This window comes from Flavobacterium frigoris (genome assembly GCF_900111075.1).
Lineage (GTDB): Bacteria > Bacteroidota > Bacteroidia > Flavobacteriales > Flavobacteriaceae > Flavobacterium > Flavobacterium frigoris.
In genome coordinates this window covers 156,557-181,959 of sequence record NZ_FOFZ01000003.1, presented here as the reverse complement: position 1 = coordinate 181,959, position 25,403 = coordinate 156,557, and the positions used below count along the sequence as shown (strand labels likewise).

Genomic DNA, 25,403 nt, shown 5'->3' with positions numbered 1-25,403 from the left:
GTTAAAGTAAATCATAATAAATGGTTTGGTCTATAAAAGTATTAATAGATTCTTTTTTAACTACTTATAATTATTGTGTTGCTACAACCATTTGCAGGGAAAACGATTTCGTTGATTTTTACTTAACAAAATCATAAAATTTATTTTCACTATCAATGTTTGACTACATTTGGTCTCGAAATGAGAGCAACAATTTTTTTTATATTCCTTTGCTCATTCTTTTTTTGCAAAGGTGAAAATTTAACTGTTAATCGTACACATCCTTGTAGTACGAAGAACTCTTTGACTCAAAAACATTTTTTAGAAAATCAAGGTATAGTTGACAATTCAGATCAGTATAATAAAATTATTGAAGATACAGATACTGGAGAGGATAATCTTAATTCAGATAATACCTCGAATAAATTTGCACCATTAAATTTTGAGGCTACTCACAAATGGTATATTACAAATTCCAATTTCTTTTATTTAAAAGATAACTTAAAAGGCATAAAAAACTTTCCGTCTTTTTTTGGATATTCTCAACCAATATACATTCTAATCCGAGTTTTAAGAATTTGATTATTGGCTTCATCAGTTGATAATTTAATGATTTTTAATCTCTAAAAGAGAAAAATAACTTTATTTTTCTAAATGACGGTTCTCGGACACGTCATGGCTGCTGATGTTTTGTTTTACCCTATAAAATTTTTAAATCCAAACAATCAAGTACTCAATTCATAAACTATCATGAAGAGAATCGCCATTATATCTGGGCTAATAGCCCTAATAAGCTTAACGAGTTGTAACTCAAAAAAAGAAGAGAAAGAAGTAGCTGAAACGTTTTTAGTTACAAATCCAATTATAGTTGATACTTCATTTACAAAAGAATATGTCTCACAAATTCGTTCTGTCAAAAACATAGAAATTAGAGCTTTAGAAAAAGGGTTTTTACAAAAAATTTATGTTGATGAAGGTCAATACGTAAAGGCAGGCCAAATATTATTTAAAATATTACCTACGATGTACGAAGCTGAATATCAAAAGGCATTAGCCGAAGTAAAAGCTTCAGAAATAGAAGTACAAAACACCAAGGATTTAGCGGATAAGAATGTAGTTTCTAAAAATGAATTGGCTGTAGCCAAAGCTAAATTAGATCAGGCAAGAGCAGAAATGGCAATGGCTAAATTTCATTTATCTGCAACTGATATTAAATCGCCATTCTCGGGAACGATAGATAGAATTCCTAAAAAATTAGGTAGCCTTATTGATGAAGGTGAACTACTAACTAGTCTTTCTGACAATAGTGAGATGTATGCTTATTTCAATGTTTCTGAACCAGAATATTTAGATTATGAAACTGATATTAAAAACCGTGCTCAAAACCAAGTAGGTTTACTTTTAGCAAACGGTACTTCATTGAAATACAAAGGAAAGGTAGAGGTTATAGAAAGTGAATTTAATAGCGAAACTGGAAATATAGCTTTTAGATCTCGATTCCCTAATCCTGACAAATTACTCAAAAATGGAGAAACAGGTAAAGTGCTAATGACTGTCCCTCTTAAAAATGCTTTAGTAATTCCACAAAAGGCGACTTATGAAATACAGGACAAAAAGTATGTGTTTTTAGTAGATAAAAACTGCATTGTACATTCACAAGAAATTCAAATTAAAGGGGAAATGCCTGATTTATATGTGCTAAAAAGTGGTGTTTCAGCTAGTGATATGATTTTATTAGAAGGTGTTCAAAAGGTAAAAGAGGGCGATAAAATTAAATGCAAAACAATGGATCCTAAAATTGTAATTGAGCATTTAAGATTGAAAGCGGAGTAAATTAATCATATAAAAAAATATAAAAATGTTTAATAAATTTATCCAAAGGCCCGTTTTGTCGATAGTAATATCGCTAATAATTGTCTTTTTAGGGGTATTATCGGTGATGAATTTACCTATTACCCAATTTCCTTCTATTTCGCCACCAATGGTGAATGTTACAGCAGATTACCCTGGTTCTAATGGAGAATTGATGATCAAATCAGTTGTTATTCCTTTAGAACGAGCCTTAAATGGAGTTCCAGGAATGAAATACATGACTTCCGATGCTGGAAATGACGGTGAAGCTAGTATTCAAGTTGTATTCAACTTAGGTACTGATCCTAACCAAGCCGCTATTAATGTGCAAAATAGGGTGGCATCGGTTGTTAATAAACTGCCTCCATTAGTGGTTAGGGAGGGTGTGAAAATTACTCGTGAAGTTCCCAGTATGTTGATGTACGTCAATCTTTTTAGTACTGATAAAGGAACCGACCAAAAATTCTTGTATAATTATGCTGACATCAATGTTTTATCTGAATTGAAAAGGGTAAATGGTGTTGGCTCTGGAGATATTCTAGGTACTCGCGAATATGCCATGCGTATTTGGTTGAAACCCGATCGTATGTTGGCCTATAAAATTTCTACCGATGAGGTAATGGAAGCTTTATCAAGTCAAAGTTTGGAAGCTTCACCGGGAAAAACAGGAGAGGCCTCGGGAAAACGTTCACAAGCATTTGAATATGTTTTGAAATATTCAGGTCGATTTACGAGCGAAAAACAATATGGAAATATCATATTACGATCCAATGCTAATGGCGAAATATTAAGATTAAAAGATGTTGCAAATATTGAGTTTGGAAGTTCGATGTATGATATTTATTCGAATCTAAATGGAAAACCATCTGCAGCAATTGTATTAAAACAGTCCTTCGGTAGTAATGCAAATCAAGTTATTGAAGATGTAAAAGCCAAATTAGAAACCATCAAGAAAAAATTCCCAAAAGGAATGGATTATGAAATTTCGTATGATGTTTCTAAATTTTTGGATGCTTCGATCGAAAAAGTAATCCATACTTTAATCGAAGCTTTTGTTTTGGTAGGATTAGTGGTGTTTCTTTTCTTGGGGGATTGGCGTTCTACAATTATCCCGGCAATTGCGGTGCCAGTATCTTTGGTTGGAACTTTTATGTTCATGCAATTCTTCGATATTTCACTTAATTTAATTACGTTGTTTGCTTTGGTTTTGGCTATTGGGGTCGTCGTCGATGATGCCATTGTGGTTATTGAAGCCGTACATGCAAAAATGGAAGAAGAGCATCTTTCAGCTTTAAAAGCGACTAAAAAAGCGATGCATGAAATTTCTGGAGCTATTGTGGCGATAACGTTCTTGATGGCTGCAGTATTTATTCCAGTTGCGTTTATGTCTGGACCAGTTGGAGTATTTTATAGACAATTCTCTATTACGATGGCAACAGCAATTATTCTTTCGGGAATCGTAGCGTTGACATTGACACCTGCGCTTTGTGCGATGATGTTAAAAAACAATCATGGCAAACCTAAAAAGAAAACACCTATAAATAGATTTATAGAAGGCTTTAATAACACCTTTAATCTTGCTCAGGGTAAATATCAAAAGTTACTAGGAAAAATTATAAATAGAAGAGTGATTACTTTTATTGCATTGGTAGGATTTTGTGCTGGAACATGGTTAATTAGTAGTACCGTTCCTTCTGGATTTATCCCGAATGAGGATCAAGGTATGTTTTATGCTATTATTCAAACACCTCCGGGATCTTCATTAGAACGAACTAATGATATTTCAGTAAAATTGCAAAAAATTGCTGAAGGTGTCGAAGGAGTGAAATCCGTTTCTTCCTTAGCAGGATATGAAATTTTGACTGAAGGTACTGGATCTAATGCAGGAACTTGTTTGATTAACCTTAAGGACTGGGATGATAGAAAGCAATCTGTTGTTGAGATTATGGCAGAATTAGAAGAAAAATCTAAAGATATTCCAGGTGCAAACATCGAATTTTTCCAACCGCCTGCAGTACCAGGATATGGAGCTGCCGGAGGATTTGAGCTTCGTTTATTGGATAAAACGGGATCAGGTGATTACAAAAAAATGGAGGCGATTAATAATGATTTTGTAAAAGAATTAAACAAACGTCCTGAATTATCTAATGTATTCAGTTTCTATAGCGCCAGTTTTCCTCAGTACATGATGAAAGTGGATAATGACCTAGCACAGCAAAAAGGAGTTTCCATTGAGAATGCAATGAATACCTTGTCTACATTAGTGGGAAGTAATTACGAAATTAGTTTTATTAAATATGGAATCAATTATAAAGTAATCGTTCAAGCGTCTCCTGAATACCGAGCATTGCCAGAGGATATTTTGAAACTCTACGTAAAAAATGATCGAGATGAGATGGTTCCTTATTCTGCTTTTATGAAGTTAGAAAAAGTATATGGACTATCGGAGATTACTAGACATAATATGTACACTTCTACAGAGATTAGTGGTTCTGCTGCCTCAGGATATAGTAGTGGTACAGCTATTAAAGTTATTCAAGAAGTTGCTGCTGAAAAATTACCAAGAGGGTATGATATTGATTGGGCAGGTATTTCTGCAGATGAAGTATCACAAGGGAATCAGGCAATTTGGGTATTCCTTATCTGTTTAGGATTCGTTTATTTGGTATTAGCAGCGCAATACGAAAGTTTTATATTGCCTTTATCAGTAATTCTATCCTTGCCAGCGGGTATTTTTGGAGCCTTTCTTTTACTGAAATTAACAGGACTCGAAAACAATATTTACGCTCAAGTAGCCATGGTAATGTTGATTGGGTTGCTGGGTAAAAATGCTGTTTTGATTGTGGAATTCGCCATTCAGCGGCATGCAGCAGGGAAATCAGTGCTAGAGGCTGCAATGGAAGGAGCAAAAGCAAGGTTCCGTCCTATTTTGATGACATCATTTGCTTTTATCGCAGGTTTACTACCATTGGTTTTTGCTACAGGGCCGGGTAAAATTGGTAATAGAACTATTGGAACAGCGGCAGCAGGAGGGATGCTTATTGGTACTATTTGCGGTGTGTTTGTTATTCCGGGATTGTATTACATATTTGGTCGAATAGCTGAAAAATATAAGTTGGTAAAAAATGAAGAAGAAAATCCATTAACTGAAGAAATTGATAACAATGAAGTTCATAAAGAAAAATAGTATTGCCATAGCTATCTGTATTACGATAGTAGGCTGCAAGGCACCATCAGTTGTAGAAAGTACAGCTAAAGTAGCTATTCCAAATGCATTTGTTACTAGTACGGATACCGCTTCTATTGCAAGTATGAAGTGGAGAAATTTCTTTACTAATAAGAACCTACAAAACTTGATCGATACTGCACTTCAAAACAACCAAGAGTTGCAGATTACGTTGCAGGAAATTGAAATAGCCAAAAATGAAGCACGAATTAGAAAAGGGGCGTATCTTCCTACTGTTGGACTTAGAGGAGGTACTGGTGTCGAAAAAGTAGGGCGTTATACTAGTACTGGCGCGGGTGATGCTTCTACGGAGATTTATCCAGGAAGAGAAATGCCTGATCCGCTGACGGATTTTAGTATTGGGGCTTACGCCAATTGGGAAGTAGATATTTGGAATAAACTGCATACTGCAAAGAAAGCAGCAGTTACACGCTATTTAGCAACAGTAGAAGGGAAGAACTTTGTACTGACTAATCTAGTTGCCGAAGTGGCTACTTCGTATTACGAATTGCAAGCTTTGGATAACCAACTTCTAATTGTAAAGCAAAATATTGCACTTCAAAAAAATGCCTTAGAGATTGTAAAATTACAAAAAGAAGCGGCAAGAGGAACGGAATTAGCAGTGCAGAAATTCCAAGCTGAGGTGCTGAAGTCACAAAGCATGGAATTTGATATTAATCAAAATATCAAGGAGACAGAGAATAGAATCAATTTTCTTTTAGGCCGTTTTCCTCAAGAGATTCCAAGAGACAGAACCGCTGTTTTGAGTATTGTTCCAGAATCGATTCAGGCAGGGATTCCTTCGCAGTTGCTAACGAATCGTCCCGACATTAAACAAGCCGAACTAGAATTGGCTGCAGCCAAATTAGATGTGAAAGTAGCGCGAGCAGAGTTTTTCCCTTCTTTTGGGATTTCAGCAGGAGTAGGATATAATGCTTTCAAAACATCGTTTTTGTTTAAGTCACCGGCTTCATTATTGTACTCTTTGGCCGGAGATTTAGCAGCACCTTTAATTAATAGGAATGCTATAAAAGCGGAGTTCAGTAGTGCAAATGCAAGACAAATTCAGGCGATGTATAATTATGAGCGTGTCATTTTAAATGCCTATTTAGAAGTGTCGAACCAACTTTCTAAAATTGATAATCTAGAAAAAAGCTATGATCTACGATCAAAACAGGTAGCAGCTTTAGACCGATCAATTGAGGTGTCAAATGACTTGTTTAAGTCGGCTAGAGTTGATTATTTAGAAGTTTTACTGACACAACGAGATGCATTAGAAACAAAATTGGAATTAATAGAAACTAAAAAAGACCAATTGAATGCCGTTGTTAATGTGTATAAAGATCTTGGAGGCGGTTGGAGATAACCACTAATTTAATTCGAAAATCAGAGTCGGGAATTTTTCTTGGCTCTTTTTTTTGTCAAAATACTTTATTCGACAATGATATCGTATTTGGTCAACAGTCCTTTTAGACCATCAATAGAAAATTGGGCTTTTTTAAGTTTTGTCTTTGTAGGATCGATTGAATAGTTGTAGCTCGTTCTAAAGTCGGCTTTGTCAGCGACTGCTTTTTCAAATTCAGAACGGTATAAATCACAGTTGCTAAATAAGACTTCGGTTAAATTTGTACTCATAAAGTCTACGGCAACTAGACTAGTATTTGTGAATGTAGTGCCTTTCATCTTTAAGGCATAAAATTTGGAGAAATCCAAAATACAATCTTTAAAATGAACTTCAAAAATGAATTTGTCGCACATGGCAAAGTTTACATCGATCATTTTACAACTGTTAAAAAAGACTGTTCTAAAGGCAACATGATTTATTTTGGCAGTAGAAAAATTGCAAGAATTAAAATTGCAGTCGATAAAACTTACTGCAATAAAATTACATTGGGAAAAATCACAATTGGTAAAAGTGCAAGATTCAAATTCCTTGAAATTGACTTCGTCTTCACCATAAGTGATGTCATTGTATTGTAAATCAAGGTTGTATTCAGACATTTTTCTGGGGATGAATGTGGTAAAAAGCAATTGTCATAATTAAAGGTAATTACGTTTTGTTTTGGCGGTAAATATACAAATTTCAAATCGTTTTTTTTACAAGATTTGTAGAAGCCGGGATGTTTTTTTAATGATTGATTATCAGGTAAATTGAGTCCTAGTACAGAAAAGCAGATTAAGATAATTAAGGAAGTGTTTTTACAAAACAGCATTCTATCTTTATCTCGCAGCGGGATTGTGAAGGATAAACTTTTTTATTTGGTTTTTTAAGGAATAACGTACTATTTATTTAATCTCAAAACTAGTCTGATAGGTAATAGCCGTGTCGTTTTTTACGGCATTCAAGTGTTTATTTTGATATTTAATATCACTTAGAAATCGCTCGTTTTTAAACTTGGTTGTTATGAACTTAAAATCATCTATTTGAAGTAGGTTTGTAGCAATTTCAAATTCTAAGCAGCTAATTAATCCAATTTCCTTTTTCATAATATAGAGCCCTGTTTCTAATTGATTTGAATTAAAAAGTTGGTTTTTATCGACTTGGTATAACGGAAATAATACTAATTCATTGAAGAGCTCATTTGGTTTTAGCTTCAATACTTTGTGCCGGTTGAACCAAAATTCGATTTGGTTTTTTGGTTTATCTAAAACTCCCGATACTACGGTTGCATCTAAGTCTAAAATTGAAGTAAACCGATTATCCTTTAATTGATGATAAAAAAAGGGATCTAAGAGTAAATCGGTGAGAGATCTCTTTTTTCTAGAGGCAATTTCCGTCCAATGCGCATAGATATCCGCATCCAATTGTAGTTGTCTGACCTCTATTCCTTCTCCGAATATGTTGATTTTTAGTTTAGGCATTGTTTTAATTTATTCTGAAAAGAGATCATTAAACGTAAAATTAGAAGATTAGCGTATTTCCCAATTTACGTCACCCAAATCTAGTTCACCGTTCATGTCAACCGTTAACCATGACATTCCTGCAAAAGCTTCATTTAAAGTAATCGAAAAACCTGAAAGGGTGGTGTGTTCTAAATTTTTTTGTCCCTCGATACTAAGTTTAGTCATCAATTTTTCGTGCTGATCATCGGTCAATTTAATTCGTAGTTCTTTCATAATAGGTTGGTTTTGGTCTTTTTTTATTTAGCAACATTTGTTTTTGCTGACGAGTAATTACGAACAGCGAAGCAAAGAAGTCATGCAAAAACATTTTAGTTTATAACTCCAATTGACGGAAAAATTCAGTTACTTCTTTTTCAAAAACATCCAGTAGAATTTGATGCCCCATTTGGTTGTGAATCGAAATTTTTATGTCGGTAGTAGTCTGTCTGTTTTCAGAAATCCATTTTAGATTATCGTTAGCTTTGATCACGTCGTCTTGTCCGCCTAAAGCAAAATGTAAAAGAGAGGAACTATTTGAAGAATTCAAATCAGGAATATTTTGGGGAACTGGTCTGTGTGGTAAAGCTGGATTGAAAAGTAGGGCAGGGCACTTGATAGTATTAGCAAAATAATAACTCATAAAACCTCCCATGCTACTCCCAATAGCTACATCAAATTTATGCTCTTTGTTCAGTTCCAAAAGTAAATCAAAAACGTTTGGGTTGTTGTAGTAATCAAGATCAGCCGCAATAACGGTTCCGAAACGTTCTAAAACGGATTGTTTTTGTGGACTAAGTTTGCTTTCGAGTCCATGTAAGTATAAAATGGTCATCTGTTTTTATTTTTTTAGTAATTCTATCGTAAAAGTAAGGGGCTATAACGACAAATTATGTCGTTTGAAGTTTTTTTAGCTGAATTATTTTGAAACAATAATACGGATAATTAAGCTTGTCATATTACGGTTTTCCGTAAAACAGATCATTATTAATTTAGTATTTTTACAATGATTCATTTGTGCTAAATGCTACTTTTATACCGTTTTTTATTGCGATATTGCTATTGAAATAGTACGATTGAACCAAGATTAAGATAAGTTACTCATTATAAGTTTAAAGCATGAAAGTATTACATACTGCCGATTGGCATTTAGGAAAAAAACTGGATCATTTTTCGCGATTGGAAGAGCAAAAGATCGTTATGAACGAAATTTGTGAGATCGCCGACAGTCAAAATGCAGATGTAGTTATAGTGGCAGGTGACTTATTTGACACCTTCAATCCTCCAGTCGAAGCCATAGATTTACTATATAAAACGCTCAAAAGACTCACCAATAATGGCAAACGTCCTGTAATTGCTATTGCAGGAAATCACGACAGTCCAGATCGAATAGATTCCCCAAATCCTTTGGCGCGTGAATGTGGGATATTGTTTGTAGGTAATCCAGATGTTACGATTCCAACCATAACTATTGAGAACGGATTTGAAATAACCCAGTCAGAGAACGGATTTATAGAAATTCAGTTGCCGCAATACGATTTTCCTATTCGAATAATAACTACGCCTTACGCGAACGAAATGCGCTTGAAAACCTATTTAGGAGCCGAAAATAAAGAACAACAATTGAATCAGTTATTGCAAGATTCTTGGGCTGCACTTGCCGATAAATATTGCGATACCAAGGGCGTTAATATCCTCACGACCCATTTGTACATGCTCAAGCGTGGAGGCGAAATATTGGAAGAACCCGATGGTGAAAAACCATTGCGTATAGGTAACGCCGATATCGTGTACACCGATTGTATTCCGCAGCAAATTCAGTACACCGCTTTAGGGCATCTGCATCGTTTTCAGAATGTGGGTGGGCATTCTAGTCCTGCAGTGTACTCTAGTAGTCCACTGTCTTATAGTTTTTCGGAAGCGGGACAAGAAAAAAAAGTAGTTCTAATTGAGGTACAACCGAACGAGGCCGTAAAATTTACGGGTATTCCGTTGCAGTCTGGGCGGGTTTTACATCGAAAACGATTCGAAAACATAGACGAGGCTGTAACTTGGTTGTTAGAGAATCCCTATTGTTTGGTCGAATTGACTTTGGTTAGTGATACTTTTTTTGCAACCAAAGATCTCAAACGAATCCATGAAAGTCACGACGGAATCATCTTTATCATTCCCATTGTGACTAAGGATGGCGATACAGAGCAACAAACCCCAAAAGTAAATTTAGATCAAGACATTCAAGGATTATTTAAAGATTACTTTGTTTCGAAACACAAACAGGAACCCAATGACGAATTATTGGAGTTGTTCAATGAAATTATTGGAAGTCAAGCTAAAAACGAATAAAAAAAAACCTTTATGTTACCACTAAAATTAAGTATTACTGGTTTGTATTCGTATCAAAAAAAACAAACCATTGATTTTGAAGAATTGACAAATGCGGGTTTATTCGGGATTTTTGGAGCGGTTGGTTCTGGGAAATCTTCTGTTTTAGAAGCGATTGGTTTTGTCTTGTACGGAGAAACAGAGCGTTTGAATAGCAGAGATAAACGTTCGTACAATATGCTAAATCTAAAATCGGATAGAGCCAATATTGAATTTGAATTTTTAAATTTTGAAGAACGAAAATTTAAGTTTGTAGCCGATTGGAAAAGAAATAAAAAACGTTTTGAAGAAACCACAACTATAGAACGCCTTGCTTACGAATGGAAAGAGGAGGAATGGGTTCCAATGACTTCTGCCGATGCGACAGCGTTAATAGGACTTACTTATGAAAATTTTCGCCGTACGATTATCATTCCGCAAGGGAAGTTCAAAGAATTTTTGGACTTGAAAGGAAAAGACCGCTCGGATATGATGAAAGAAATTTTTCATCTCCAACGCTTTGATTTAGCCTCGAAAGTGGCAACCGCGCAAAGTGCTGCTAGAACACAATTGGATCAACTTAAGGGAGCATTATCAGGATTCGATGCTATTTCGAAAGAAACCATTTCAGCTTTAGAAGTTGAACTTGCAGAAGCGAATACGGAATTACAAACGAATAAAACAGAATTGGAATTGGTAGAAACCGAGTTCCAAAAAATGACCACTTTAAAAACTAATTTTGAAGATTTAGAAAAAAAGAAAAACCTTCTTTCGACTTTTATCGAACAAAAACCAAAAATGGATGCGCTACAAACCGAGATCGATACGTTTGAAATCACAGACAAAGCTTTTAAGGTGGTAATAAATGAGTTGGGTTCTGCAAACACAACGTTATTCAAAGCAATAGAACAATTCCGTTTACTCGAAAGTAATAAAAAAGGAGTAGAGGAGAGTAAGAAAGTGAATCAAACTGTAATGGAACAATTACAGCAGAAGTTCGACCAATTAGAAACTTCTAAAAATAAAGTATCCGATTTAGAATCGATTGAAAAAATATTTGGTTTACAGTTGGAAGTCGCATTAATCGAAAAAAAGAGTAAAGCTAGCGAACTATTATTTTTAGAAAGTGAAAAGAAAGAAACTGAGCTCAAGAAAGACCTAACGACTATTCAATTGGATTTGGTTGCTTTAAAATCTAAAAAACTAGATGGGGATGTATTATTAGATGTGGGGAATTGGTTTACTAAACAAGAATCGTTAGTAGAGCAATTAACGGCGAAAGCGAAAAGAATCAGTGTTATTCAAGACTATTTAGAGAAGCAAAAAGTCTTGTTTTCAGAATTAGAATTACCTGTGGAGACTTGGAAAACAATTTTAGATACAAAACGAGAACAGCTTTCGATAGAAAACAAAATCGTTTTGGCAACCAAAACAAAGCTTTTGGTTTCCAAAGAATTAGCGCAATTTGCCCATAATTTGCACGATGGCGAAAACTGCCCTTTGTGCGGATCGCTGGAACATCCTCATGTAATGCAAGCCGAAGATGTTACGGACCAATTGTCGATTGCGGAAGCCATGATTTCAAAATTAGAAAATAGCGAAAAAGAAATTGCTCTACTCGAAAAGAAAGCTTTCAAAATCGAAAATGATAGTACACATGCCGTCGAACAATTGCAGTTGACTGTTATTGATAAAGAAGCTTTGGAATCCGACTCCAAAATTCATCTTTCAAAATTCATTTGGACAGCGTTTAGTGCTGCCGATAACGCTGGTTTTTTGGCAAAAAAACAAGAGCAACAAATTATTGAAAAAGCGATATCCGAGACCGAAAAAAAGGAAAAAGATACTCGTACACTGCAGGAACAACTAGCAGAACAACTGAAAGTTCAATCGACAAATAAAGGAAATATCGCCAATGAAAAAGCATCCATATCAGGAGGAATCACCAATGAATTATCCCAGCTAAAAGTACTTGACTTCGTGGATTATGCGCAATCAGACATTGCTATAATTCGAAATGAAAAAACAAAATTACATTTAGAAAACAGCACAATAGCATCAGAATATAAATTAAAATCGGATGCGATTGTACTTCAGGATAAAGAATTAGCAGGATTAGAAGCCAGTTTGAAACTAATCACTGAACAAGTGGTTTCAAACGAAAAATTAGTACTCGAAACCCAAAATAAAATAACTGAATTACTCCAAACCCATCAATTGGATTCGATAGATACCGTTCAATCAATTCTTTCTAAAACTTGGGATATCGAATTGGAGAAAGCCCGAACCAAGCAGTTTACCGTAGATTTGAAAGTAGCAGAAAGTGCTGTTATCGAATCAGAGAAGTTGGTAATGAACGAGCGCTTTGATAGTACAATTTTTGAAGATAAACGAATTCTGGTTGCAGAAGGTAAATTAAAGTTTGAAACCCAATTAGGAAAGCTATCTACTTTGCAAGATAACTTAAAACGTATCAACGCATCGTTGTTAGAAAAAGCAGCCTTATTAGCTCATTTTGAAGTACTAAATACACGTTCTACAAACTTAGTTACCTTGGCGAATATGTTTAACGCTAGTGGCTTTGTAAACTATGTTTCTAGTATTTATTTGCAAAATTTAGCAGATGTGGCCAATGTCCGTTTTCATCGTATGACTAAAAATCAACTGAGTTTAACGATTAACAGTTCCAATGAGTTCGAAGTGATTGATTACCTTAATGATGGTGCTTCTAGAAGTGTAAAAACACTTTCTGGAGGGCAAGGTTTTCAAGCTTCTTTATGTTTGGCTTTGGCATTAGCAGAAAGTGTACAATCTTTAAATAAAAACGATAAAAATTTCTTTTTTATTGACGAAGGATTTGGAACGCAAGACCCTGAAAGTGTAGCCATTGTATTTGAAACCCTGCAATCGCTCTACAAGGAAAACCGAATTGTCGGAATCATTTCGCACGTTGCCGAACTGCAAGAACGTATTCCTCGTTCTATCAATGTGATTAAAGAGGAAGAAAAGGGAAGTTTGGTGAGTGAAAGTTGGAGTTAGGGTGTTTAGTTCCCGACTTTTATTCTTGATACTATATTAGCTTTAACTACTTGATTTTAGGCCGTTTTTTGAATCTAAAACATAAAAAAACCCCAACATCTGTTGGGGTTTTGTGACCTTGACTGAACAATTTACAAACCATTTTATGAATGATTTAAAGAAATTAGCGATGTGGAATTCATTATAGGATCTACAAATTTTATTCTAGTTTTAAGTGAAATTAAACCGTTTTTTAGAAAAATTCACCTAAAAATTTAGGTCTGTTAGAGGTGTTTTTTATACTTGGAGAAAATGTCTCTAAATTATAATTGATTTCAGCATTATTTCGAATAAAAATTTTACTATCAATGAACTCACCTCCTTATCGATAATAATTATAAAATTCTATATTTTCAGTAAAATTAATATTGAGTTTGTTTAATTCAGAATCCAAATACTCACGCTGAATTCTTTTGCTGCCAAGCGATTTTCGAGTTTCCAGTTTTCTAACTTTCTTGAAGTATATTAATTTTGAAGTGAATTTTGGTTTTATGATTTTAAAAAAGTGAATTTTATCTTTATCATTTTTGTTTTGACCGCTATAAAACAAGAGTATTCTTCTAAATTCAGACATTTTTTCACTGCTTTTTTTATTGTTTTTTTGAGAAATATAAACAAAAAAGAGATTGTGCATGGACTTATTATTACTGGGGTTACTTTAGTCAGCTAAATTTAAAATGACTTATTAATTGCACCCAAAAGGCTGATTTAAGTGATAGAAATAAATGCATTAATAAACCAGCGAAATAATTATTGTTTTTCAAAGGTAAAAACGTACTTTTATTTTCAATTGCAATTCAATCATAAATGGAGAACTATTTACTTAACATCGGTAAAAGAATTAAAAATATTAGGAAAGAAAAACAATTAATTATTAGTCAAGTTGCTGATGGCGCAGGAGTAAGTAATGGTTTAATATCTCGGATAGAAAACGGCAGGACTATACCTTCATTACCTGTTCTATTTAATATTATAGGGGCCTTACAAATTGATATTGGTTCTTTTTTTGACGGAATGGAAAGCGCAAACGATAATAATCATATTGTTATTCGTGCAAACGAATATAAGAATATTGAAAAAGAAGTAGAGGCAGAAGGTTTTGCTTATAAATTTATTTTCAATAAGGGATTGAAATCCATAGGTTTTGAAGCTGTTTTGTTGGAGGTGATGCCAAATAGTAAAAGAGAAAAAGTGTCCACGGATGCCTACGAATTTAAGTATGTTTTAAGTGGTGAAATAAATTATTTAATTGATAAAGAGGAAGTGTTACTTAATGAAGGAGATTCATTGTTTTTTGATGGACGTATTCCTCATGTACCGGTCAACAAGAGTGACAAAAAGGCAAGTATGCTAGTCTTATATTTCTTTAACGCAGCACTTGATAATTAATCATTTTTATTAATTTAAACCATAGCAATACTAGGGATTTAGTAAAATAAAAACTCCCCATAATTAGATACTAAAATGAGGAGTTTAAACAAAACACAATCCAAAATGAACTACAAGAGTATCGCTCTCAATTCAGTTAAACTTTCCAATATGTAAGTTGGATTTGCTTCTTGTATCTGTTCTCTATCTTGAGCACCTGTTAGTACTCCAGCAGTTATTCCGCAATTAGCGCTGATTCCCTCTTCGATATCTATTTTAGAATCTCCTACTTTTAATACTAATTTACTATCCTTTATCCCAACAATTTCCATAGCCTTAAAAATCATATCGCCAGCGGGTCTTCCATTTTTAACATCATCTGCAGTAACCAATGCATCTATAGTTTCTCCAACTGTCCAATCTAATTTTTGCAACAATCCGTTAGCTGTTTTAGCATCATAACCCGTATTCAATACTACTTTAATGTCATTTTTTCTCAAGTCTTTAAAAAGTTGTTCTGTTCCTTCAAAAGTCTTCACGTCTAAATTAGCATATGCTATTTCTAATTCAGATTTAAAACTAGTAAAAATAACGTCTACAATCTTAGAAATCTTAATTAAATTAGTGCAGTTATGGAGTACATCAGTAATAGCTTGATGCTTTTCTTTACCAGCTCCGTATTTTAAAACATCTTGTAAAGTGACATTATATCCCGCATTGTTTATCGCTTTTTGTACTGTTTTGTAGACTACATTGTTTTCATTAACAGTAGTTCCTGCCATATCAAAAACAACCAATTTTATTTCTTCTTTCATTTTTATTTATTAAAAATTTTACTAATATTTTCTTTAGAAAATCCTGCGCTTCCCGTCATTCCTTTTCCACCAATTCCAGTGATGATATGAATGTTTTTGCCAATGGTATGCTCAAAAATATCTTTAGTTTTGCATTGTGAATAGATCCCAAACCATCGGTTTTGAATTTCGTAATTGGGCAAATTAATGATTTTTTTTGCTTCTTGAATCATGAAGTTATCGATATCCATATCTAAATTAGCACCTAAATCATCTGTGTTTTGGGCATCAGCATATTGATGGGAATCTCCCAAAATAATAGATCCATCTGTAGCTTGTTTAAATAAAATATGTACACTCCATTTTTTTTCTAAGGTGTTTTTTTCTTCTTTTGATTTAATGGTCTTAAATGAAGGACATTCATAAAAAGACTCGTAACGTCTTATAGATAAACCTGATAACACAGAACCGTTCAGAGTATAATTTTTCTGTGGCTTAGTTTGCATCATTTGTAATTTAGAAATTTCTAAATCACTATTATTATATAAATGAGGAAATAAGACTTTGAACTCACTTCCATTACAAATAATTACTTTTGTGGCAAAAAATTCTTCATTAGAAGTACTTCTAATAAATACGCCATCATTAACATTTTCGCATTCTACAACACAGACATTAGTTGAAAATTCCAATCCCATATGCTGAATCATATACTCTTGTAATTTGTATATCATGGTTTTAGGTTCTATGGTAACTTCCTCTGGAAAAAACAATCCTGCCTGTACATAATCACCCCGTACTCCTGGATATTTATCTAAACATTGTTGTTTGCTAAGTAAATGCGATTCATAATTATTAGATTTATTAATTTGAGCTAATTCTTCAATCAACTGAAGCTCTTCTTCATTTGAGGCTAAATAAACCGAACCGTTCTGTCTAACCGAAATGTCGAATTGATTTTGAATTTTTTTATAAATCGCTAAACTTTCTCTTCCATACCTTTGCCATTTAGAGTCCATACCAGAGGGAACTACTTGTCCAAAATTTTGAATAGTAGCTCCTTTTGCCATTTTGTCTTTCTCTAATATAGCAACTTTAAGTCCTTTTTTTAGTGCATGATACGCATGAAAAGTTCCTAAAACTCCCCCGCCTATTACTATTAAATCATAGTGTGTTTTCATTTAAAACTAATTGATAATTTATATTTTGTTTCTTATTTTTCTTGTGTTTTTTATTCAGATATAGAATCGAAAAGGAGGTTACAAGTACACCGATGCCAGCGACTAAATACGCTCCTTTGACAAAAAAGGCTAACCAAGACAGACTGCTTTGACCAAAATTTTTATATAACAAAGCCAATACACTACCAAAATATCCAAAAGCGTCTGCAATATAAATTAGAAACCCTGCATTCCCTTTAATTTTGAAAGCACCCACAAAGCGATCGAAAAAAAGGCAATTAAACGGGACATAACAGATGTATAGACCAAATCCAGAGATAACCATCCAAATAAAAGGACTAATGTTTCCAAACTGGAATAATAAGGTAGAAATTCCTATTGAAAAAGAGCCTACTAAAAGTAAAATTTGATAAAAAATAAGGGCTTTCATATTATCTTTAAAATAAAAGGCAGTTGCTAAAACTAGCAATACAACAATAGCAACCAAGGTTTCTGAGGAAGTATAGACTGAAGGATCTTCTTTAAAACCGAGACTGTCCCATAATTCGCGAGAAAAGTTATCTCTAAAATCCCTGAATGCAGTTAAAAAAGTATAAAATAATACCCATAATGTTATAGGAAATAAAAATTTGAGCAACACTTTTTTCCGACTTGTTGCTGTCATCGGAATACGCTCGGTTCTCAATTCGATATCTTCTTGACTCGGTTTTGGAATGCGCTCCAACATCCAAGTAAAAAACAACAACGGAATCACAAACAACAAACCGGTAATAGCTGGCATCCAAAACGCTGAAAATCCCCAAGTATGCATCACAAAGTAGCCTGCAGATTTTACCACGCCGCTCGATACTATAAAACTTGTACTCAAAGCCACACCTAAAATTTCAGTAAATCGCCTTCCTTCTAAATATGAAAAAATTATCCCCCAAATCATTCCTAATGGCAAGCCATTCATAAACATAAAGAAGATATTGTAGGGCTTCGGAACTATTGCGAAAAGTACCAATGCAATTTCTGCAATACCTATCAAACCCAATAGATAGTATACGCGCTGGTTCGTCTTAAGTTCAGATATTACCTTAATGCCAATAAACTTAGATAAAACATATCCGATTACTTGAGCAATAATCAAGAGGATTTTATAGTCGATATGAAACACTTCCAACCCCTCAAAAGAGGCTACAGTAAATGGCTTTCTAAAAGCATACATGCAAAAATAGGCCCCAAACGATGCTACGGAAGCATTTAGAATAAAAAATATATTGGACTTACTTTTACTCATTTTTACTGTTTTTCTTCTGAATGTTTTTCTTTTCGCGATTTTCTAATCGGTATTCGTCTTGTTCTTTGCTTTCACGTAACATATCAGCTTCGTTGTCCATCTCTGGTGATTCTTTTAATGATTTCCAATCAAAATTTTCATCAAATGGATCCAGTGCTTTTTGAGGGTCGAAAACTCTTGGGTCAACTTCTACGGCGTTGTACGGTTTATAATTAGGTGTACTAGTGAAAAAATCAGATAAATCAGTAGCGCCAGCATCATATTGATTGAGATAGGGCGTAGCTAAAACATTCCAAAATGTTTTAAATATACTTCCAAAACTGTAATGAAGGTGACTTGCATACTCTCTTTTTACCCAAGGGGAAATTAACAGTAGGACACTGCGATGCGCATCAATATGATCAACTCCGTTTTGAGCATCATCTTCTGTAACTACGATTAGCATGTCTTTCCAATAGGGCGTTCTTGATAAGTATTCTACAATTCTGCCTAAAGCCAAATCATTGTCAGCCAAATAGCTTTCTTTGAAAGGATATCCTGCCTTTGGATTATCTCCGGCACCGTGATCGTTGGGTATAATTACTGTAATTAGCTCTGGCATAAGCTCTTTGCCTTTAACCCACTTTTCATCAAACTCTTTCTCAAACTGATCTATTCTAAATTGATCTGGAATAGACGTATTGTAGGTAGGATACGTTTTAGAAGTTCTTGTAAACAAAGGTTGTGGCATAGGGTAGTTCACAAATTGTTTGATACCTGTATACTTGAAATTGGCTTCGTATAGTGCTGGTTCAAACATGATACTAAAACCAAAGTTGTAAAAACGTATCGCGTTACGTTCCAAATGATCCCACATTGATCCCGCTTCATTATAATCTTCAGGATAAATGGCTCCTGCTGCTCCGTTCATTGCAAAAATTCCTGGCGCTTTTGATTCTGATTTAAAATCTCTATTGCCCCCATAACTAGCTGCTGTAGCCGTTTCACACCATTCATTTGGGTAGGTGTTTACTAACCAACGATGTCCATCAGCAGAGACATCAGAATCTACATAGAAATTATCGGCTAAACCAAACTGTCTTGCTAGAGCTAGGTGATTTGGCATAACAGTAATAGCAGCTAATGAATCTGTTTTTTCTCTATTTACAAAGTCAGCATTTTCACCATATCTAGCAAGTGATGCATCGCCATTCCCTTTTTTTATTTGTCCAAAAATCTCGTCATAGGTTCTATTCTCTTTAGAAATAAAAACGATATGTTTAATCGGACTCTCTTTTTCACCTGGATAAAGCGGAATAGGATTGTCTTTTCTGCTGTTATAAATAGTATCGGTTGCCTTTGTAAATTTAAAGTTGTTTGAAATAACTTGCTGCGTAATTTCTTCTAGTCGGTCATCAGAAGGAATAGCTGCAACTTGGACGGTTCCTTTCATTAACGAACCAATATAACTTCCTTCTGAGCCTACTTGAAAAGAACGACCTCCGTTTGGACCGCTTCCGTATCCTTTTGCATTAGCAATAATTAAGTGCTTCCCATCTTTGGTCACTTCGATTTTAGAGGGAAACCATCCCGCAGGAATATGTCCTACCACTTTCTGATCTTTTATATTGATTACGCCAATGGCGTTGATTCCTGATTCTGCGACATACAATCGTTTTTGATCTGGGCTTATTGCCAAGCCAAAAGGGATAACTCCTCTAAATTGTTTAACTCTGTAATCTGGTTTTAACGCAATGGTGTTAATAATAGTATCTTTCTTGATGGAAATTACCGAGATGTTGTCATTGGTACCGTTACTCACAAATACATAATCATTTGTGGCAACAATAGAATTTGGGCTTGACCCACCAACAGCTGGAATTCCTTCTATCATGGCGCCTACTAAATGACCTGTTTTAATTTTAGCAACTACTTTTGCATTGTTTTTATCCTCTAAATTAATGGCAAAAACGGAAAAAGCCTCAATAGCATTCAGTGCGCCTAAACCATTAATTTTTATTGTATCATTTTGAATTCCCTCGACCATTTCTTTAGAGCCATAAGCGGTCGCCGGATAACTAATTGGCGTGATTTTAGCTTCTTCTTTTTCACTGTCTTTTATGTACGAATATTGAAACATCCCGACATTAGCTACATAAGCCTTTTTTTCATCAGGCGATAGGCAAATTCCAAACGGATAGCGTCCTACAGGTACTGATTGTGTTAAGGTTTTAGAATCCGTATCTGCAATGATCATTCTAAAACCAATTTGGTCCACTGCATAAATGGTTTTCCCATCTTTGGAGAGTTTTAAATCACCAATGTAACCATCTGTATAATCATGAATTTCAGATTTGGAAGTACAATCAATAAAACCTTTGGCTGCACCATTTGCCAAATCAAAAAGATAAATTTTATTTTTTTGCCCCCCAGCTACATACACTGTTTTATTATCAGGAGAAATGGCTAACCCCATAAACACAGAAGCAAGAACTCCTTTGTCTGTAGCTGAAGTAGGAGGGACCTGCTGCACTTCAGGATGATTGGATAATAAGTTTCGAATGATTGAAATCGAAATCGGATTAGTCCCCGAATTAGCTGTAACGGCGATAGTATTATCGGGACTTATCGTTAGTCCGTATGGATGAGGAGCTGTTACTATACTTTTGCCGAGTGGAGTAACAAACCGTCCGTTAGGAATTATTGTTTTACCCTGTTTATTAATTTGTGTGAGCTCTATTCCAGCTGGAGCTGAAGCCAGCCATATGGTACCAATAACTTTACTTTTGGTACTGCAATCAGCAATTAAGAGCAGGAAGAAGCATGAAATAATTTTCTTTATCATTTGTGTTGTTTTATTATTTTATAAAGTGTAAGCTAAATATTTTCAATATTAGTTAGACTATCGTCTAAGATAGTCAATGCAAGATCTAACTCTTCCCGAGTAATTGTTAATGTAGGTGACAATTGCAATACATTTCCAGCAGATATCTTAAAACTTAACCCTCGTTTTAAACATTCGTACATTATCTTTTCAGCTTCAGTATTGGCTTTTTCTTTGGTGAATTTATTAGTCACTAACTCTATGCCCCACAACAAACCAATACCTCTAACATCTCCAATTAAAGCATGTTTTAATTTTAATACTTCAAATGCTGATTTTAAATACACTTCATCTTTCTTTACCTTTTGCAAGAGGTTGTCATTTTCAATTATAGCTATTGTAGTTAAACCAGCAATAGCTCCTAACGGACTTTTTTCATGCGTATAATGCCCTAAGGAAATATCCTGAAATCGATTGTACTTGTCTCTAGTGATAATGGCCGCTTGTGGAATAACCCCACCACCTAAACCTTTACCAATACACAAAATATCAGGTTCGATGTCATAATGTTCAAAGGCAAACATCTTAGCTGTTCGACCCAAGGCAATAGGAATTTCATCTAAAATCAATAGGACTTCATATTTATCGCAGAGCTTTCGGGCTTCTTGCCAAAAATGCTTCGAAGGAATCTGGACGTCTGTATTTCGAATCGTTTCGGCAATAAAAGCACCAATATCATTTTCTTTCGAAAAAACATATTCTAAGTATTCTAGACATTTGTTTTCGTTATCTTCGAAGATACCTCTATACGTTACTGGTGGTGGAATACGCTCAACACCGGGCGTCAAAGGGCCCATATAGTCCCTAAAAGCAGATTCCCCGCCAACACTGATCGCATCTAATGAAGCCCCATGAAAAGAATCCCAAAATGAGACTACCTTGAATTTTCCTGTTATTGCTCTGGCTAGTTTTAATGCAATTCCCACCGCAGCGCTACCGTTAGGAGTTAGCAGAATTTGATTGAGATTAGAAGGCATAAGACTAGCTAGTTTTTCAGCAAAATTAATTGCCGGTTCATTGGTAAAACGTCTTGGAGAAAATGGTAAAGTTTGTAATTGTTTGATAATATTTTCAATCAAAATAGGATTACCATAGCCTATTTGATGTACATTATTTCCATGGAAATCTAAATATTTCTTACCAGAAATATTTTCGATATAAGCACCACTACAACTTTTCAAAACATCTAAGCAAGGTGTTGATAATGATTGATGTAAAAAATAGCGAGCATCTTTGTCTAAAAGAATTTTCGTCTTATCATCAATTTCATTTGCTATCCAAGCATCCCTAATCAAAGAAATATTGATGTCCCCTTCTGTTTTCTTGTTCTCTCCTAAAATCATAATTTATATGCTAATATGTTTCTTTACCCTCTTTTTAGCCTTTAAAAAGGGTTGTTGGAATAATTTGTTTAGGCATTGAAGCTGTTTTGTAATAAACATCAAGCCATCCTGAGCCACCGTCATTAAACCATGTGACCTCTAATGGATAAATTCCTGGCTTCAACCTTATCTTACCCGATTTTTCTACAACACCATGGTCACCATCATTGTTTACAATAATTTCGTTATTGATTTTAAGAATGCTTCCATCGTCAGAGCGAGTGAAAAATACGTAAGTATCTTCCTTCTCGATAACCATTTCAGTTGTAAACTTTACAACAGTATTATCCTTGATAGCTTCTTTTACTTCATCTGATGTAATTTCGAAGCAAGTTCCTTTAGCATCAGGCGACAGTTGATCCAAAAAAGGAATGCTAGTTAAATTCGACAAATAAAATACCTCATAAGAAACTGGTGGTTTTAAATGTGTGGGATACACTCTAAAAAATGCCTCAGTAACCGTGCTCACAATTTTATCATTTTCGAAAACAGCACTTTTAACTACTGTGTTTTTCAAAACTTGAAATGGTTTAATGTAACTATTCGATGAGCGAGAAGGCATGGAACCATCTAAGGTGTATTTTATGCTTCCTTGATTATTCGGGTTTTCAATCAGCACTTCAGCATTATCTTTAAACAGACCACCCGCTTTTTTAATCATTGTTGCTTTTGGTACAATTACCGGTTCTAGCAGCCTTTTAATAATAGGATAATCATCTGATTGATTAAAACCTACAAACGCATTTTTTATTGGTTTTCCAATACCAGCCATTGGTAACTGCAAACCCAAAGCAAAAGCTACTGTTGCTGCGTTGTCATATTGATAAACTGGGTATTTTATAGTGTACCCTTTCTTTACCGACTTTCCCCAAATAATAAATGGAATTTCTACTTCTTGCAAAGTTTCGCCACCATGACCTTTGCCGATTCCACCGTGATCTGAAGATACTATTACTAGCGTTTCATTAGCCATTGGAGACGAAGTAATAGCTTGCATCACTTCAGCCAATAAGGCATCGGCTTTTTCAACAGCTATGTAATACTCGGGAGTACCATGACCAAATTCATGACCGGCATGATCAACGTGATCAAAGTGTATGAAAGTAAATGTTGGTTGTTTTGATATTATGTAAGCACTAGCAACTTGAGCTGTTTCATCTTCTGATTTTGGATTTATATCATAATCAACAGCACTTTTTTCAAAAAGTCTCCCAAATCCATCCCAATGGTAAATTGCCCCAATTTCTGCATTTTTTATTTTGGTGTTAACCAAATTAAAAATAGTAGGAAACAAAAAATCATCACTTTGTACCACTGCGGGTAATACAAAATTATTTTTTTCCCAACTATTAGAAGTAATCCCATGCTGTTCAGACCCAGCACCTGTAATCATGGTAGCCCAATTAGTGCTTGAACTTGAAGGTAAAACTGCTCTAGCATGCATGGTTGAAGTACCTTCGGAAATTATTTTATCAAATTCTGGTGTTTTTGTATTAGCCAGACCGTCAGGACTTAAACCATCAAATCCGATAACTACTACGTGTTTAACAGGGTCTAATTTTTGACTCTGTATTGGAAAACAAAACCACAGGGAATAAATCCCTATGGTGATGAATATACTTTTTTTTATTTCCATATTAATACCTATTTGATTATCCACATTGTGGCATTAATATCGTCAGAACCGCTGTATTGAGAACCCAATGCTGCATTTACATTTGTTGTATTGTTTTCGAATTCACTTACAGGATATTTCCAACGTAAAGGTATCTTGCCTCCGTTTTTATTGGCTGGACCAATATCAAACGAAGGAATACCTGTCCTTCTAAAATTACAATATGCTTCTATTCCAGAATTATCAAAAAAGGCAACGTATTTTTGAGTTAGAATTTGATTCAGTCCATTGGTATTGTTTCCTTTATAAACCACATTAGAATTTGTTAGAAAGGAATCAATATCTGCTTGTTCTATGTCATAGAATTGCATAGATCCCTTGATAGCATTTTCATAGTGTGTTTCTGCATTGCCAGTCGTCCAGCCTCTATTAATAGCTTCGGCAATATTAAATTCCTGCTCTGAATAACCAATCTGTATATAGGGCTCGCCTTTAAATGTCGAATAATATCTTTTTTCACTTGGGTAACTGTATTTTCCCGCATCAGAATCTACTTGCATTTGTCCTTGTTCATCACCAGTTTTAGCACCTACATAAGCATTTAAGTTTAAAGGATCATTAGCCTTGAAAAAAAACGGTGCAGGATCTGCAACAACGTAAATGCGGGGATCATTATTAGCTTTAAGTAAATCTAAATAGGTTGCGCCAATAATATTCCTATTTCTACTGAAACCATAGCTTGTTGGATTTAATTCATAACGATTCCCCTGCTCATCAGAGAATGTACGCATCATATTATCTGATATACCACTGAACAATGGGTATTTTGAAGGATTAGAAATAATTGCATTTACTTTACTTGCAATATTTAAGTCTGCATTTTTCTTGCTCAAAGAAATTAAAACTCTCAAATGATAAGCATTAATTGTTTTTTGCCATTTATCTAGATCTCCATTGAAGAAGAAATCGCCAGAAATTGCTGAAGTTCCTACCTGTGTCTTTGCTTTAGTTATCTGGTCGTTTGCGGCTTCCAATAAATCTAAGACTTCGATGTAAACTGATTTTTGATCATCATATTTCGGCTGGGTAATTGCAATTTCAGATGACGCTTGTAAAGCCTCGGTTAGAGGAATGTTTCCAAGTCTTTTAGACATATAATCATAGAAATACGCTTTAAAAAATTTAGCAATAGCTTCATACTTTTCTTGATTATCGAGTCCTTTAGCTTCTTTTTCCATTGCAATTACTGTAGATAAGGTATTGTATCTAAAATTTGCTGCTCCCCAGTTATAATCTTGATCGCCATAATAATCAAAACAGATCACCCAAAATTGATTGTCACGCTGCGTTTCACGCCAAGGCCCATCGTCACTAATATTGTTAACAACATTTAGAACTTCTGATAGCAACATCGATGGAGGGACGCTAGTGGCTTTGTTTGGATCATCTGTTAAGTCGCCAAACGGTGTGCAGGAAAACACTAGTAGCATAACAGCTAAAATTGTTAAATACTTTGTACTATTATAATTTTTCATTTTTAATT

Annotated in this window: 18 protein-coding genes; 6 read left to right on the top strand and 12 right to left on the bottom strand. The window is 34.6% G+C overall.

The annotated features are described in order from the left end of the window. Nucleotides 1-729: 729 nt before the first annotated feature. Genes BMW63_RS06205 through BMW63_RS06195 form a run of 3 tightly spaced genes read left to right on the top strand, consistent with a single transcriptional unit; the run spans nucleotide 730 to nucleotide 6,422 of the window. A complete protein-coding gene (locus tag BMW63_RS06205) occupies nucleotides 730-1,812 on the top strand; it encodes an efflux RND transporter periplasmic adaptor subunit (RefSeq protein WP_074722339.1) in 1,083 nt (360 codons plus the stop codon). A gap of 25 nt (nucleotides 1,813-1,837) precedes the next feature. Further along, nucleotides 1,838-5,017, top strand: coding sequence for an efflux RND transporter permease subunit (locus tag BMW63_RS06200; protein WP_074722337.1), 3,180 nt, complete (start codon nucleotides 1,838-1,840; stop codon nucleotides 5,015-5,017). Then, nucleotides 4,995-6,422 carry a TolC family protein gene (locus BMW63_RS06195; RefSeq protein ID WP_074722335.1) on the top strand — a complete coding sequence of 476 codons (1,428 nt, stop codon included), beginning with the start codon at nucleotides 4,995-4,997 and terminating at the stop codon, nucleotides 6,420-6,422. Before BMW63_RS06200 ends, BMW63_RS06195 begins: the two co-directional genes overlap by 23 nt. Nucleotides 6,423-6,487: 65 nt before the next feature. On the opposite strand, the gene BMW63_RS06190 is transcribed toward BMW63_RS06195, so the two are convergent. The 4 genes from BMW63_RS06190 to BMW63_RS06175 all read right to left on the bottom strand — a co-directional run bounded on the left by BMW63_RS06190 (nucleotide 6,488) and on the right by BMW63_RS06175 (nucleotide 8,771). Beyond that, on the bottom strand, nucleotides 6,488-7,057 hold the full coding sequence (locus BMW63_RS06190) for a pentapeptide repeat-containing protein (protein ID WP_074722333.1): 570 nt from the start codon (nucleotides 7,055-7,057) through the stop codon (nucleotides 6,488-6,490). A gap of 285 nt (nucleotides 7,058-7,342) precedes the next feature. Further along, on the bottom strand, nucleotides 7,343-7,918 hold the full coding sequence (locus BMW63_RS06185; protein WP_074722331.1) for a hypothetical protein: 576 nt from the start codon (nucleotides 7,916-7,918) through the stop codon (nucleotides 7,343-7,345). Between the two features lie 48 nt (nucleotides 7,919-7,966). Beyond that, nucleotides 7,967-8,173: a hypothetical protein gene (locus tag BMW63_RS06180; RefSeq protein ID WP_074722329.1), complete on the bottom strand. Its 207-nt coding sequence runs from the start codon at nucleotides 8,171-8,173 to the stop codon at nucleotides 7,967-7,969. A gap of 100 nt (nucleotides 8,174-8,273) precedes the next feature. Beyond that, nucleotides 8,274-8,771 (bottom strand): YqiA/YcfP family alpha/beta fold hydrolase, encoded by a 498-nt coding sequence (locus BMW63_RS06175; RefSeq protein WP_074722327.1) that lies wholly within the window; start codon nucleotides 8,769-8,771, stop codon nucleotides 8,274-8,276. A 284-nt stretch (nucleotides 8,772-9,055) separates the two neighbouring features. Between BMW63_RS06175 and BMW63_RS06170 the strand changes: the two genes are divergently transcribed. Together BMW63_RS06170 and BMW63_RS06165 are read left to right on the top strand one after the other, a co-directional pair. After that, nucleotides 9,056-10,279, top strand: a complete 1,224-nt coding sequence (locus BMW63_RS06170) for a metallophosphoesterase family protein (RefSeq protein WP_074722325.1) — start codon at nucleotides 9,056-9,058, stop codon at nucleotides 10,277-10,279. A gap of 12 nt (nucleotides 10,280-10,291) precedes the next feature. Beyond that, entirely contained in the window at nucleotides 10,292-13,336 is a 3,045-nt protein-coding gene (locus BMW63_RS06165) for an AAA family ATPase (protein WP_074722323.1), read from the top strand. Nucleotides 13,337-13,697: 361 nt separating this feature from the next. On the opposite strand, the gene BMW63_RS18660 is transcribed toward BMW63_RS06165, so the two are convergent. Next, entirely contained in the window at nucleotides 13,698-13,949 is a 252-nt protein-coding gene (locus BMW63_RS18660; RefSeq protein WP_175460266.1) for an RteC domain-containing protein, read from the bottom strand. Between the two features lie 233 nt (nucleotides 13,950-14,182). Between BMW63_RS18660 and BMW63_RS06155 the strand changes: the two genes are divergently transcribed. Next, nucleotides 14,183-14,764 (top strand): helix-turn-helix domain-containing protein, encoded by a 582-nt coding sequence (locus BMW63_RS06155; RefSeq protein ID WP_074722319.1) that lies wholly within the window; start codon nucleotides 14,183-14,185, stop codon nucleotides 14,762-14,764. 110 nt (nucleotides 14,765-14,874) lie between these two features. On the opposite strand, the gene BMW63_RS06150 is transcribed toward BMW63_RS06155, so the two are convergent. Genes BMW63_RS06150 through BMW63_RS06120 form a run of 7 tightly spaced genes read right to left on the bottom strand, consistent with a single transcriptional unit; the run spans nucleotide 14,875 to nucleotide 25,395 of the window. Next, nucleotides 14,875-15,558 (bottom strand): phosphonatase-like hydrolase, encoded by a 684-nt coding sequence (locus tag BMW63_RS06150; RefSeq protein WP_074722318.1) that lies wholly within the window; start codon nucleotides 15,556-15,558, stop codon nucleotides 14,875-14,877. 2 nt (nucleotides 15,559-15,560) lie between these two features. Continuing rightward, complete coding sequence (locus tag BMW63_RS06145; protein WP_074722316.1) at nucleotides 15,561-16,718, bottom strand: TIGR03364 family FAD-dependent oxidoreductase; 1,158 nt, start codon at nucleotides 16,716-16,718, stop codon at nucleotides 15,561-15,563. Continuing rightward, nucleotides 16,702-18,000: a DUF5690 family protein gene (locus tag BMW63_RS06140; protein ID WP_083380366.1), complete on the bottom strand. Its 1,299-nt coding sequence runs from the start codon at nucleotides 17,998-18,000 to the stop codon at nucleotides 16,702-16,704. Before BMW63_RS06140 ends, BMW63_RS06145 begins: the two co-directional genes overlap by 17 nt. Next, entirely contained in the window at nucleotides 17,993-20,824 is a 2,832-nt protein-coding gene (locus BMW63_RS06135) for a bifunctional YncE family protein/alkaline phosphatase family protein (RefSeq protein WP_217643723.1), read from the bottom strand. The genes BMW63_RS06140 and BMW63_RS06135 overlap by 8 nt, the downstream gene beginning before the upstream one ends. A 32-nt stretch (nucleotides 20,825-20,856) precedes the next feature. Then, on the bottom strand, nucleotides 20,857-22,206 hold the full coding sequence (gene pbfA / locus BMW63_RS06130) for a (R)-1-hydroxy-2-aminoethylphosphonate ammonia-lyase (protein WP_074722312.1): 1,350 nt from the start codon (nucleotides 22,204-22,206) through the stop codon (nucleotides 20,857-20,859). Between the two features lie 34 nt (nucleotides 22,207-22,240). Then, on the bottom strand, nucleotides 22,241-23,881 hold the full coding sequence (locus BMW63_RS06125) for an alkaline phosphatase family protein (protein WP_139174204.1): 1,641 nt from the start codon (nucleotides 23,879-23,881) through the stop codon (nucleotides 22,241-22,243). Nucleotides 23,882-23,889: 8 nt separating this feature from the next. Continuing rightward, the gene (locus BMW63_RS06120; RefSeq protein WP_074722310.1) at nucleotides 23,890-25,395 is read right to left on the bottom strand and encodes a SusD/RagB family nutrient-binding outer membrane lipoprotein; all 1,506 of its coding nucleotides are present in this window, start codon (nucleotides 25,393-25,395) and stop codon (nucleotides 23,890-23,892) included. Nucleotides 25,396-25,403 lie beyond the last annotated feature (8 nt).